This is a genomic window from Megasphaera sp., from assembly GCF_047831605.1.
GTDB classification, from domain to species: Bacteria; Bacillota; Negativicutes; order Veillonellales; family Megasphaeraceae; genus Megasphaera; species Megasphaera intestinihominis.
Genome location: NZ_CP181255.1, coordinates 458873 through 472036, shown reverse-complemented (window position 1 = coordinate 472036; position 13164 = coordinate 458873). Strand labels below are relative to the sequence as shown.

Sequence of the window (13164 nt, the reverse complement as noted above, 5' to 3'; positions counted from 1 at the left end):
ACCCATGAATTGTTCGGCTCAGGAAATCTATACCTTACTGCGCCATTACGATAAGATCCTGCTGACAGCCCATGTCAGTCCCGATGGCGACGCCATCGGCAGCCTCCTGGCCTTGTGGCACTGGCTGCAGCTGCAGGGGAAGAAGGCCGTCATGGTCATCGACGACGATATCGACGACCGCTATGACTTCCTCGACGGCCTGCAGTACATCAACAAGCCGGAGCAGGTCGAAACGGATGATTCCTGGCTGACCGTCGTCCTCGATGCGACGGGCCTCGGCCGCATCGGCCAGGCTGAAAAGCTGGTCCGCGGCAAGGTCCTCAACATCGACCACCATATTTCCAACGAGCATTTCGCCCAGTGGGAATACGTCCGGCCCGACTGCGCGGCGACAGGCGAAATCCTGACCTATCTCTTCGACCTCTGGCAGCGGGACTGGAACACGGCCATGGCCGATGCCCTCTATACGGCTATCGCCACGGACTGCGGCTTCTTCAAGTTCAACAACACGACAGGCCATACGCTGCGCATGGCAGCCCTCCTCGTCGACCACGGCGCCCGGCCCGATTTCATTTCGGAACACCTCGACGCCCGGTCCCTGGAAAAACTGAAGGCCCTGTCCAAGGTGCTGGAACACCTGGAGCTCTTTGATGACGGCCGCATTTCCTGCCTGTCCTACACGCCGGAAGTCCTCAAGATCACTGGCGAACACACGGGGATGTACATGGATTACGCCCGCAACGTCAAAGGGTCGGAAGTGGCTTTTACGGTCAAATACGTCAGCGATAAGGAAACGCGGGTCAGCCTGCGCTCGAAGGGCATGGACGTCAACGCCGTAGCCGCTGTCTTCGGTGGCGGCGGCCACGTCCGCGCAGCCGGCTGCACCTTGGATAAGCCTTTGGATGAAGCGAAGAAACTCATCGTAAAGGAAATCGAAAAGCGCCTATGATACACGGAATCATCAATGTACTGAAACCGACGGGCATGTCCAGTCACGACGTCATCGGCTGCCTGCGCCGTATCTATGGCATGAAGAAGATGGGCCACGCCGGCACCCTGGACCCTTTGGCGGCCGGTGTCCTGCCGGTCTATGCCGGTCAGGCGACGCGCCTCATCGAATACGGTGACAGCGACGTCAAATCATACCATGCCGAATTCGCCTTAGGGTTGGCGACGGATACGGAAGACAGTACGGGGACCGTCGTCGAAACGGCGGCCGTACCGGATCTGTCGGCTGACGACGTGCGCCGCGCCCTGGCGTCCTTTGTGGGCGACATCGAACAGGCACCGTCCAAATATTCCGCCATCAACGTCAACGGCGTCAAGGCCTATAAACTGGCCCGGCAGGACGTCGATTTCACCCTGCCCGTGCGCCACGTGACCATCCACGACCTGCGCCTGCTGTCCTTTGACGGCCGGCGCGGCACCTTTGCCGTGACCTGTTCCAAAGGGACCTACGTGCGTTCCCTCATCCGCGACCTGGGTCAGGTCCTGGGGACCTGCGCCTGCATGACCTATCTGGTCCGCACCCGGGCCGGGCTGTTCACCATCGACGACGCGGCGACGCTGGAAGAGCTGGAACGGGATCCCATGGCCTATGTCCGGCCGGCCGATATGGCTATCCAGGACCTTAAAAAGGCGAATTGCTCCGCCAAACAGTGTGCCTTCCTGCTCCAGGGCCGTCCCGTGCCCTTCGCCGGGCCGTACCTGGCCGATGGCGACGTCATCCGCGTGTACGGACCGGACCAGCGGCTCATGGGCATTGCCCACTACGACGGGGAACACCATATCCTGCGGCCTCATAAGATGTTCGCAGAGGGATTGTGAGGTAACTAACGATGGAAATATTCCACTCCTTTCAGGAAATAACCGGCTTTACCGGAGCCGTCGTGGCCCTTGGGACCTTTGACGGCGTCCACCGGGGCCACCAGATGGTCATGAAGACGGCCATCAAACGGGCCGCTGCCGGCGGTGTGAAAACCATGGTCGTCACCTTTACGGCCCATCCGCTGTCCGTGTTGTGTCCGGAAAAAGAACCGCTGCGCCTGGCCACAATCGGCCAGAAAGCGGAATATATCGAAGCCGTCGGCATCGACGGCCTGGTCCTCCTGCCCATGAGCCAGACCCTCTTGCAGGAATCGCCGGAAGAGTTCTGCCAGAACCTCCTGACCTACATCCATCCGTCGGCCATCGTCGTCGGCTCGAACTTTACCTATGGTGCCAAGGCGGCAGGCAATACGGAGACCATGAAATTCTTCATGAGCCAGTACGGCATCCCCGTTGTCGCCCTGACCCTCCTCGAACGGCCGGGCCGGACGACACCGATCAGCAGCACCGTCATCCGCCGTCTCATCCAGATGGGCCACATGGAAACGGCCGAGAATCTCCTGGGCCGTCCCTTTGCCCTGACCGGCACCATCGTGCCCGGCGACCGGCGGGGGAGGACCATCGGTTTCGCTACGGCCAACATGCTCATCCCCATCAACATGGCCATCCCACCAGACGGCGTCTACATCACCGAACTGTGGTGGGACGGCAAGGGCCATCCGGCCATGACCAACATCGGCGACAACCCGACCTTCGAGAACCAGTACCGCCGCATCGAGACTCACGTCCTCGACTGGGACGCTGACCTCTACGGCAAAGAAGTGAGCCTGCGCTTCCGCAAGCGCCTCCGCGGCGAAAAAACCTTCGCCACTGCCGACGACCTCGTCGCCCAGATGAAAAAAGACGAAGCCGCAGTGCGCCAGTTCTTTCAAAGATAATTTGTAGTACGGAGTTTGTGGTCGTATACTGTAGGGGCTCGCACGTGGCGAGCCCGTCAGGATATGTGCGATTTTCTAGCCAGCTTGCCAGGAAATTATCCACAACCGTAAAAATAAGCCGTCACAGGAAGTGATTTTTGCTTCCTGTGACGGCTTATTTTTTTGCGGTCTAATTATTTGATGAAAGAGAATACAGGTTGCAAAATAAATACACGGCCAGCGGCCCTGTGCGTAGGGGTCGACCTTTAACCTCTCAGACCGCCTTTGGCGGCCAGCTCCCCTATAAAGAGAGCCTTGTGCGGCCCGTTGCGAGATGCGACCACAACCTATCCGAGTATAATGTCAGGCTTTTACGAGCCACGAACCACGAACAACGAGCCACTATTTTTTCGCGAGCCGAGGGTCACTCGAGGCGATGTCGTTATTCTGAGTTTATTGCCGCGTATGTCATTGGGGATGTACACAGGATTCACGCGGGACGCCCGCTACGGCTGTCCGTTCTGGCAACCGTCTTGCGCCTTCCGTTGGTCGGCGCCTTACGGACCAGAAAGGCTTTGGGCGTCCCCTACGGAGGCGGCCGGCGGGCCGTCAGGCCCTAAACTCGATGAACGATGAACGACCTACGACGAACGGCTTTTCTCCGACCGTCAGGCCCTAACATTAAAAGAAAGGCAGGGCTGACTATTGATTTAATTAGTTTGAAATTTTTGGCATTTTCCGTAAAATTTGTAGATTAATAGCCCATATCGTGGTATAATAAGTATCGTTACGACGCACATTTGCCTGCCGTAGCTAAAGCCATAAAAGAAAGAGAATAGATTGGAGTGAAGTTTTATGGTAAAGTTTTCTGAAGAAGCAAAGAGTTTACACGCATCGGATATCCGTGAAATTTTGAAAGTAACAGAAAATCCGGAAATTATTTCCTTCGCCGGTGGCCTTCCTGCACCGGAACTTTTCCCGATTGACGAAATGATGAAGGTCGACGTGGAAATCTTGAAAAAAGAAGGTCGTCAGGCCGTGCAGTACAGCACGACGGAAGGTTATGTGCCCTTGCGTAAACAGATTGCCAAACGCATGAAAACCTCTTTCCATACGGACTGCACTTATGAAGATATCATCATCACCGCCGGTTCCCAGCAGGGCCTGTCCCTCTTGGGCCAGCTCTTCCTCAACGAAGGCGACATTGTCCTCGTCGAAAGCCCGACCTACATGGGCGCTACGACGGCTTTCGCTGTCAACTTCCCGAATTTCGTCGAAGTCGAAACGGACGACAAGGGCATGGTTCCCGAAGCCTTGGAAGCAGCTATCGAAAAATACGGGGACCGCGTCCGCCTGATGTACGTCATCCCGGAATTTCAGAACCCGACGGGTATCACCTGGCCCCTGGAACGCCGCAAAGCCATCATGGACATCATGAACAAACACGACATCCCCATCATTGAAGACGACCCGTATGGCGAACTCCGTTATGAAGGCGAATCGATGCCGACTTTGAAATCCATGGATACTCAGGGCAACGTCATCTTCCTCGGCTCCTTCTCCAAAATCTTTATGCCGGGCCTGCGTATCGGCTGGATGGTCGCCGCTCATGATATCCTGGAAAAGGCTGTCATGCTCAAACAGACCGTCGACTTACAGACGTCGTCCTTCGCACAGCGCCAGGCTTCGTACTACATCGACATGTACGACCTCGACGCCCATGTCAAACAGATCCGCGCCCTCTATGGCAAACGTCGTACCCTCATGTACGATTCCATGAAGAAATACTTCCCTGAAGGCGTTTCCTTCACCTATCCGGAAGGCGGCCTGTTCACGTGGGTTACCTTGCCGGAAGGCCTCGATGCCAAGGCAATGATGCCGGAAGTCATCGAAAAGAAAGTCGCTTACGTACCGGGCGGTGCTTTCTACCCGAACGGCGGCCATGCCAACCACTTCCGCCTGAACTATTCCAACATGCCGGAAGACCGCATCGTCGAAGGCATTAAACGTTTGGCTGAAGTTTTGAAAGAAAAAATCGGTAAATAATTAAATTTTAAGGAAACAAGGCGCTCTCTCGTGAGGGCGTCTTTTCTTTTGCAAATTTTTTTAAAAAATTTTTACAGTCATTCTTTAATTTTTTTTAAGTTGGATATTTATCATTATCAGTCATTCTCGTTATTTACATTTGATTTATAAGCTTGTACGAAATGTAACATAATGATAACGCAAACGTTTAATTGCATAAAAGTAATTTTGATGATACTATGTAGACATAGATAAACGCGTGATTCATATAACTTGAAGGAGTGATTGATATGCAATTTTCTGACGTAGCTATGAATTTGAAAGCCTCTGAGATCCGTGAACTCTTGAAACTGACGACGAAGCCCGAAATTATTTCCTTCGCCGGCGGCCTGCCGGCACCGGAACTCTTCCCGATGGAAGAACTGCGGCAGGCGACGAATGCCGTCATCGATAAGGAAGGGCGCGCCGCCGTCCAGTACGGTACGACCGAAGGCTATCTGCCCCTGCGCAAGCACATCTGTGAACGGATGAAGAAATCCTTCTTCGTCGACTGTACGGAAGACGAAGTCTTCATCACCTCCGGTTCCCAGCAGGGCCTTTCGTACCTGCCGTATCTCTTCGTCAATCCCGGCGACATCATCCTCGTCGAAAGCCCGACCTACCTCGGCGCCATCAACGCCTTTAAGCTCTGCAGCCCGCAGTTCGTGGAAATGCCGACGGACGAAAAGGGCGTCATCCCGGAAGAATTCGAAAAGATTTGTCAAAAATACGGCGATAAGATCAAACTGGCTTATGTCATCCCGGAATTCCAGAACCCGACGGGCATCACCTGGCCCCTCGAACGGCGCAAAGCTTTCATGGAAGTCCTCGAAAAATACGATTTCCCCGTCATCGAAGACGACCCGTACGGCGAACTCCGCTACGACATCGAAAAGCTGCCGTCCCTCAAATCCCTGGACAAGAAAGGCCAGGTCGTCTTCCTCGGCTCCTTCTCGAAGATCATGATGCCCGGTCTGCGCGTGGCCTGGATGGTCGCCGATCCGGCCATTATCGACAAGGCCGTCAAGTACAAACAGGCATCGGACCTGCAGGTCTCGTCCTTTACGCAGCGCCAGGTTTCGTTCTTCCTCGATATGTTCGATATCGACAAACATATTGCCAAACTCTGTGATGTCTACGGCAAACGCCGTACACTGATGTACGACTGCATGAAACAATATTTCCCTGCCGGCCTCACCTTTACATACCCTCAGGGCGGTCTCTTCACGTGGGTAACGCTTCCGGAAGGCATGGATGCCAAAGCGCTCATGCCGAAGGCACTGGCTAAGAACGTTGCCTACGTGCCGGGCGGCCCGTTCTACCCGAACGGCGGCAATGCCAACCATTTCCGCATGAATTACTCCTGCATGCCGGAAGACCGCATCATCGAAGGCGTCAAGCGCCTGGGCGAGGTCCTCAAAGAAGAAGTAGCAAAATAAGCCTAAAAATGATATGATATAAGGGAGCTGTCATCGAGAGACAGCTCCTTTTATCGTAAAAAGAAAGGTTTTTTTATGATGGAACTTGAATCGCTTTTAAAACAATATTTTGGCTATACGTCGTTCCGGCCCGGCCAGCATGAGGTCATCCAGACCCTTCTCGACGGCAGGGACTGCCTGGCCATCATGCCGACCGGTGCAGGCAAGTCGATCTGCTTCCAGCTGCCGGCCCTGATGATGCCCGGCGTGACGTTGGTCATTTCGCCGCTCATTTCCCTCATGAAGGACCAGGTCGACAGCCTGGTCAACCAGGAGATACCGGCGACGTATATCAACAGCCAGTGTACTTTTGAAGAGGCCAAGGCCCGCTTCGCCGCCATCCGCGCCGGCCGGGTCAAACTGGTCTATATTTCGCCGGAACGCCTGGAAAACGAATTCTTTACGTCCTTCATGCAGAGTTTGCCCATTTCCATGTTCATCATCGACGAAGCACACTGCGTATCCCAGTGGGGCCATGATTTCCGGCCCAGCTACTGCGCCATCAAGGACTGGATCGCGGCCCTGCCCGAGCGGCCTGTCGTCGGGGCCTTCACGGCGACGGCGACGGAAAAGGTCAAAGAGGACATGATGAACCTCCTGGGCCTGGAAAAGGAACGCATCTTCATCGGCGGCTTCGACCGGCCGAATCTGTATTTCCGCGTCGTCCGGATGAACCGCAAGCTCGACTTCGCCTTGTCCTACGTCCAGCAGCATAGGGAAGACAGCGGCATCATCTATGCGGCGACGCGCAAGGAAGTGGACCGCGTCTATGAAGAGCTGACGCGGCGGGGCATCCGGGCCGGCCGCTATCATGCCGGCCTCAACGACGACATGCGCCGGACCATGCAGGACGCCTTTACGTATGACCGGCTCCAGGTCATCGTCGCTACCAACGCTTTCGGCATGGGCATCGACAAGAGCAACGTCCGCTACGTCATCCATTACCAGATGCCCAAGAACATTGAAAGCTACTACCAGGAAGCGGGCCGGGCCGGCCGCGATGGTGCGCCGGGGGAATGTATCCTCCTCTTCAGCCGCCAGGACATCATGATCCAGAAGTTCCTCATCGAACAGTCCGTCCACGATCCGCAGCAGCAGGCCGTCGAATTCCGCCTGCTCAACGCCATGGTCCGTTACTGCGAAGGCAATCACTGCCTGCGCCATTATATCCTGACCTATTTCGGCGAACATCCATCGTGGCAGCACTGCGAGAAATGCGGCAACTGCGACCAGGAAACGGTCGAAGAAGACATGACCGAACAGGTCCGCAGCATCTGCCTCTGCGTCGACGAATTGAAAGGGCGCTTCGGCATGACCATGGTCTGCGACATCCTCAAGGGAAGCCAGAACGCCAAGGTCCGCCGCTATGGCTTTGAACATAATTCGGCCTTCGGCATGCTCGGCGATTTCACTTTGTCCGAAGTCCGCGACATGGTCCGCCAGTGCATCGACGACGGCTATCTCGACCAGTCCGATGGGAAATATCCCGTCGTCTCCCTGACGGCCGACGGACGGCAGGCCCTCAGCGGCCATCAGCGCATCGTCCAGCAGAAAGTCGTTTCAGCTGAACCCGTGCCGGAACTGCCCAAGCGCCAGCAGAAGCGCCGCGCCGGGGCCATCGACGAAGACGCCTTGCGGCCCCTGTTCGATACCCTGCGGGCAGTCCGCCTGGAACTGGCCAAGGACGAGCATATTCCGCCGTTCGTCATCTTTTCCGATGCCACGTTGTGGGATATGGCCGCTCTCAAGCCGGACAGTCTGGAAGCCATGAGCGACATCAAGGGCGTAGGCAGCTTCAAGCTCCATAAATATGGCCGCCAGTTCGTCAGCGCCATCCAGTCTTATATTGATAACCATTGATTTTGAGGTGACATACATGAGCATTGCCGATACACAGTATCTGAATATCGTCGAAAATATCCTCGACCACGGCTATTTCGACAACAACCGCACGGGCGTGCGGACCTATAAACTGCCCCACCAGATCATGCAGTTCGATTTGGAAAAAGAATTCCCCATCTTGACGACGAAGTTCGTCGCCTTCAAGACAGCTGTCAAAGAAATCCTCTGGATCTGGCAGCTCCAGAGCAACGACGTGCGGGAACTGCAGAAGATGAACTGCCACGTCTGGGACGAATGGATGCGGCCCGACGGCACCATTGGCAAGGCCTATGGCTATCAGATCCGCAAGTACAAACAGGTCGACAAGCTCCTGGAAACGCTGAAGACGGATCCTCAGAACCGGCGCATGATCGTATCCCTGTGGAACATCGAAGACCTGCCGGACATGGCCCTTCAGCCCTGTGCCTACCAGACCTTGTGGGATGTCACTGACGGCCGCCTGAACTGCATGCTCATCCAGCGCAGCGGCGACATGGGCCTGGGCGTCCCCTTCAACATGACCCAGTATGCCGTCCTCATCCATCTCATCGCCCAGTCCGCCGGCCTGCGTCCGGGCCTGTTCACGCACGTCATCAACAACGCCCACGTCTATGAGAACCACGTCCAGGCCATGAAGACCCAGCTGGCCCGCCGTGACCAGGCCTTTCCGGCACCGAAGCTGGTCCTCAATCCCGATGTCCACGACTTCTATGATTTCACCATCGACGACATCGCCCTGGACAATTACCGGCACTTGGGTAAACTGCCCATGGAGGTGGCCGTCTGATGATCCATCTCATTGCAGCCGTCGACCGGAACGGCGGTATTGGCAAGGACAACGACCTCTTGTGCCATATTTCGGCCGACTTAAAACGTTTTAAATCCCTCACCATGGGCCATACGATGCTCATGGGGCGCAAGACTTTCGAAAGCCTGCCCGGCGTACTGCCCGGCCGGCCGCACTGGGTCCTGACCCATCAAAAGGATTACAGCGTCAGCCATGACGCCGTCACTATCTTCCACAGTGTCGAAGCCATGCAGCAGGCCATGGAAGCCGGGGAGGACTATTTCGTCATCGGCGGCGCTTCCATGTACGAAGCCTTTCTGCCCCTGGCCGACAGCCTGTACCTGACGGAAATCGACGAAGCCTTCGACGGCGCCGACACTTTCTTCCCGGCCTGGAAAAAGGACGAGTGGGAGGAACAAAACCGGGAATTGCACCGTCCAGACGGACGGGAAAAATATTCTTTTTCTTTCGTCCACTATGTCCGCCGTTTCGATTGACATTGTTAATCCGTTATGTTATACTAACGTAAGAGCTACAAGATAGCTGGATTTGTTTTTTTAGGAGGATTTTGTTATGCACGGTAAAGTAAAATGGTTTAGCGCAGAAAAAGGTTATGGCTTCATCGAAAGAGAAGATGGCGGCGACGTTTTCGTTCACTTCTCCGCTATCCAGGAAGATGGCTTCAAATCCTTGACCGAAGGTCAGGAAGTTGAATTCGACATCGTTGAAGGTGCGCGCGGACCGCAGGCAGCTAACATAGTTAAATGCTAATCGGAAAGTAAAATAGACCTTTTAAGGGGCTCACAGGAAGGCTTCGGCCAGCCTGCGCGGCCCTTTTTTTGCACCTTGTATATGTATAAAAACACGAAAAAGTTTGCATAAATACTTGCAATATTCATACGGCTGTGCTATGATATATCCATCGAACAAGTTCTGGTCTTAACTATTGGAGGATGGATATACATGAAACATGCAAACAGCTTCGCAGATTATACAACCGATGAATTGAAAGGCATTTTATTGCTGGCCGAAAAGATCAAGCAGCATCAAGATGATTACGGCCATATCCTGGATGGCAAGAAATTGTACACGCTCTTTGAAAAGACGTCGAACCGGACGTACCTTTCCTTTTCCATCGGCATGGAAGAATTAGGCGGCAAAGCCTACAACCAGCTGTGGAAGGACAGCAATTTCACTATCGGCGACCTCATGAGTGAAGTCAAATACGTCTGCCGCAACGTCGACTGCATCATGGGCCGGTTCAAGAAAGACGAAACGACGGAAGGCTTCATGAAGAACGCCACGGTCCCGGTCATCAACGGCTGTGACAATACGTTCCACCCGACGCAGGCCCTGGCTGACATGCTGACGCTCTACGAAAAGACCGGCCATTTTGAAGCCAAGGTCCTCTACATCGGCGCCAAGAACAATACGTATAACTCGCTCAGCGAAATCGTCACCAAGATGGGCGGCATGATGTACGGCCTGACGCCGTTCAGTCAGATTACCAATGTGCCGGCCGATTTCTACGACAAACTGACGGCTACGGGCCATTATAAGGAACTGCCGACAGACATTTCCAAAGAAGACCTGAAGAAAGTCGTCGCCGACGTGGACTGCGTCTATACCGACACCTGGGTCGACATGGAATTCTTCACCAATCCGGACTATGCCGAAAAGAAGAACCAAATCATCAACATGATGATGCCTTATCAGATCGACGCCGCCCTCATGGAAGGGACGGATACCATGGTCTTCCACGACATGCCGATTCATCCGGGCTATGAAATCACGCAGGACGTTATGGAAAAACACCTGGAAACCATCCTCGACGAAGCCGAAAACAGACGCCACGCCGAAAAAGGCCTGTTAGTCTACCTCATCACGGGAAAATTGGATGCCTGAGTTGCGTGAAGGCTTCTGCCATCATGCAGGGATTCTTTCGCTCTATAGTTTGTAGTACGGAGTTTGTAGTTTTCAGCGAAAACCTTTAAATTTAAAACCATCTACTAACAACTAACTGCTAGCCACTAATAACTTAAAAGGGATTGTCGCATGTGCGACAATCCCTTTTTTCATCCCAATCCCAGGCAGACCAGGGGCAGGGTGACGATGGAGCAGAGGGTCGTGACCAGGATCATGCCGGCGGCGTAGTTACCGGCTGAGTGCTGGTTCTGGGCCAGCATGACCACGGCGGCCATGCTGGGCAGGGCCGACAGGAGGCTCATGGTGACCGTCACGTCGTGGATGACCCCCAGGGTCTGGCAGAGCATGTAGAAGAGGGGCGGGAAGAGGCACATCTTGATGGCGACGGCGCCGTAGAACTCTTTCTTGCGGATATAGCGGGGGATGTCGATGTAGCAGAACAGGCCACCCATGTAAATCATGGCCAGAGGCGTCGTCAGGGCGCCGGCTTTGGTCAGGGCCGTATTGACCGGAGCCGGGAGCTCGATGCCCGTAAAGATGCCGACGATGGCCAGGACGATGGCGATGGTCGCCGGGTTGACCATTTTCCGCAGGCGGCTGATGACGGACATGGCATTTTCCCGGTCTACCGGTGCCGTCAGGTTGACACCCAGCGTCCAGAGCAGGAGCTGGTCGATGACCGTGAACAGGGCGATGTAGAGCATGCCTTGTTCCGGGAAGACGGCGGCGACGATGGCGATGCCCATGAAGCCGATGTTGCCGAACATGGCACAGGCCCGGTAGACGTGATTTTCATTGCCTTTCAGGCCGAAGAGGCGTGCCAAAAACAGACAGAGCAGGTATAATAAGAAGTACATCAGGACCGTCACGGCCAGGACCGGCAGAGCGCTGATGAACTGCTGGCGCGTCGCCCCGTTGAGGGTGTTGGAGAATAAGAGCAGGGGCAGGGAAATCTTGGTGATGAACCGCGAGAAGACGCCCAGGGAGCGGCTGCCCAGGACGCGCATGCGCACGGCAACCATGCCGATGAGGAGATAGATGACGAAACCGATGATTTGCGATAAGACAATGGAAAAATAGCTCATTAGCCGGACTCCTTTCTAAAACGCCCTTATTTTATCATGCTTGTCATAGAGGCCTTGGGAGAAAGCCTGGGGAACGGGGCCCTGGATGGCTTCCTCTTTTCCGATGCCCAATCCCTGATGGGCCGTTTCACCTGCCAGCGCCTGTTTGCCATCCGCCAGTCCTTCATCTGTTCCAAGCCCCTCCTCGAACGCTACGGTACGGTAGGCGACATCATCGCTCACAGCCACTTTGTGACCAAGTCCAACAGCCCGGCCTATGCCGCCAAGATACGCCAGCACTGCCGCCACGCCTTCCATCAGGAGTTCCTGTCGGTCCACCTGTGCAAGACTCTGTCGGAACAGTTGCTGACGGTCAGCCTGTCCCAGGGCTTTGCCGTCCTGCCCATGCCCGAAAGCGATGCCTATCCCGGCCTGAGCGTCATCCCCCTGGGCGACGACTTTACAGAACATGCCGTCCTGGCTTATCGTCAGGACGGCATGACAGACAAGCTGAAAAAGTTTTTATCCCTTTTTGCCGGGATGCCATAATTCGCTGAGGGCGACGCCGCCGAGGATACAGGCAGCGCCGATCCATTGCAGGAGGGTCAGGCTTTCGCCGAGGAGGATGGCCGACAGGGCCAGGGCCGTAAAGGGTTCCATGTAGCCGCAGATAGAGACGCTCTGGGCCGACAGGCGCTGGACGCCGGAAAAATAGAGGTAGTAGCCGAGGCCGGTGTTGACGATGCCCAGGCAGACCATGCAGGCAATGTGGGTCGTATCCAGGCTGACCGGCGCCGTCGGCATGGACAAGGTGACGGCGGCGACGACGAGCGATGCTACCAGGAGCTGGCAGGCCGGGGACAGGATACCGCCGATGCCGCTGACCTTTTTCATGGCAATGACCAGCAGGGCGAAGCAGACGGCGCTCAGGAAACCGCAGACCAGGCCCCACGACAGGCCGTGAGCCTGGACGTCGGCGCCGTTGATACAGAGGATGCCGATGGTGACGATGACCATGGCACTTACCTTGGGGACCGTGAAGGGTTCATGGAAGACGAAGTACGACAGGATCATGATCAGGATGGGCCCGCAGTAGCGTGCCGAAAATGACAGCAGCCAGGATGAATTTGATGTACGCGTTTTTCATGAGCATCCCTCCTTTGAATCGATGATTCTAATATATCATATTTGCAGAGAGATGTCAGCCGACAAGGGCTGTT

General features: G+C 55.2%; 13 protein-coding genes. 11 read left to right on the top strand and 2 right to left on the bottom strand.

Features of this window, described 5'->3' with window-relative positions:
- Positions 1-4: 4 nt before the first annotated feature.
- From ACFWUB_RS02310 to ACFWUB_RS02265, 10 genes are all read left to right on the top strand, one after another.
- The gene (locus ACFWUB_RS02310; protein ID WP_292106280.1) at positions 5-949 is read left to right on the top strand and encodes a DHH family phosphoesterase; all 945 of its coding nucleotides are present in this window, start codon (positions 5-7) and stop codon (positions 947-949) included.
- A complete protein-coding gene (truB, locus tag ACFWUB_RS02305) occupies positions 946-1827 on the top strand; it encodes a tRNA pseudouridine(55) synthase TruB (protein ID WP_292106282.1) in 882 nt (293 codons plus the stop codon). The genes ACFWUB_RS02310 and truB overlap by 4 nt, the downstream gene beginning before the upstream one ends.
- Positions 1828-1838: 11 nt before the next feature.
- Entirely contained in the window at positions 1839-2765 is a 927-nt protein-coding gene (locus ACFWUB_RS02300) for a bifunctional riboflavin kinase/FAD synthetase (RefSeq protein ID WP_302511926.1), read from the top strand.
- Positions 2766-3599: 834 nt separating this feature from the next.
- Positions 3600-4790: a PLP-dependent aminotransferase family protein gene (locus ACFWUB_RS02295; RefSeq protein ID WP_416184152.1), complete on the top strand. Its 1191-nt coding sequence runs from the start codon at positions 3600-3602 to the stop codon at positions 4788-4790.
- Between the two features lie 269 nt (positions 4791-5059).
- Positions 5060-6247 (top strand): PLP-dependent aminotransferase family protein, encoded by a 1188-nt coding sequence (locus ACFWUB_RS02290; protein ID WP_036204774.1) that lies wholly within the window; start codon positions 5060-5062, stop codon positions 6245-6247.
- 78 nt (positions 6248-6325) lie between these two features.
- Complete coding sequence (recQ, locus tag ACFWUB_RS02285) at positions 6326-8146, top strand: DNA helicase RecQ (RefSeq protein WP_292108417.1); 1821 nt, start codon at positions 6326-6328, stop codon at positions 8144-8146.
- A 16-nt stretch (positions 8147-8162) separates the two neighbouring features.
- Complete coding sequence (locus tag ACFWUB_RS02280) at positions 8163-8954, top strand: thymidylate synthase (RefSeq protein WP_292108408.1); 792 nt, start codon at positions 8163-8165, stop codon at positions 8952-8954.
- Entirely contained in the window at positions 8954-9451 is a 498-nt protein-coding gene (locus tag ACFWUB_RS02275; protein ID WP_020311872.1) for a dihydrofolate reductase, read from the top strand. Before ACFWUB_RS02280 ends, ACFWUB_RS02275 begins: the two co-directional genes overlap by 1 nt.
- A gap of 76 nt (positions 9452-9527) precedes the next feature.
- Positions 9528-9725 carry a cold shock domain-containing protein gene (locus ACFWUB_RS02270; RefSeq protein ID WP_020311871.1) on the top strand — a complete coding sequence of 66 codons (198 nt, stop codon included), beginning with the start codon at positions 9528-9530 and terminating at the stop codon, positions 9723-9725.
- A gap of 192 nt (positions 9726-9917) precedes the next feature.
- Complete coding sequence (locus ACFWUB_RS02265; RefSeq protein ID WP_296820138.1) at positions 9918-10859, top strand: ornithine carbamoyltransferase; 942 nt, start codon at positions 9918-9920, stop codon at positions 10857-10859.
- Between the two features lie 170 nt (positions 10860-11029).
- Here the strand turns inward: ACFWUB_RS02265 and ACFWUB_RS02260 are convergent, their stop codons facing one another.
- Positions 11030-11965 (bottom strand): AEC family transporter, encoded by a 936-nt coding sequence (locus tag ACFWUB_RS02260; RefSeq protein ID WP_416184151.1) that lies wholly within the window; start codon positions 11963-11965, stop codon positions 11030-11032.
- A gap of 36 nt (positions 11966-12001) precedes the next feature.
- Between ACFWUB_RS02260 and ACFWUB_RS02255 the strand changes: the two genes are divergently transcribed.
- On the top strand, positions 12002-12493 hold the full coding sequence (locus ACFWUB_RS02255) for a hypothetical protein (protein WP_416184150.1): 492 nt from the start codon (positions 12002-12004) through the stop codon (positions 12491-12493).
- Here ACFWUB_RS02255 and ACFWUB_RS02250 read toward each other — a convergent pair.
- Positions 12467-13018 carry a DMT family transporter gene (locus ACFWUB_RS02250; RefSeq protein WP_416184149.1) on the bottom strand — a complete coding sequence of 184 codons (552 nt, stop codon included), beginning with the start codon at positions 13016-13018 and terminating at the stop codon, positions 12467-12469. The two genes, ACFWUB_RS02255 and ACFWUB_RS02250, sit on opposite strands and share 27 nt — an antisense overlap.
- Between the last annotated feature and the right edge of the window lie 146 nt (positions 13019-13164).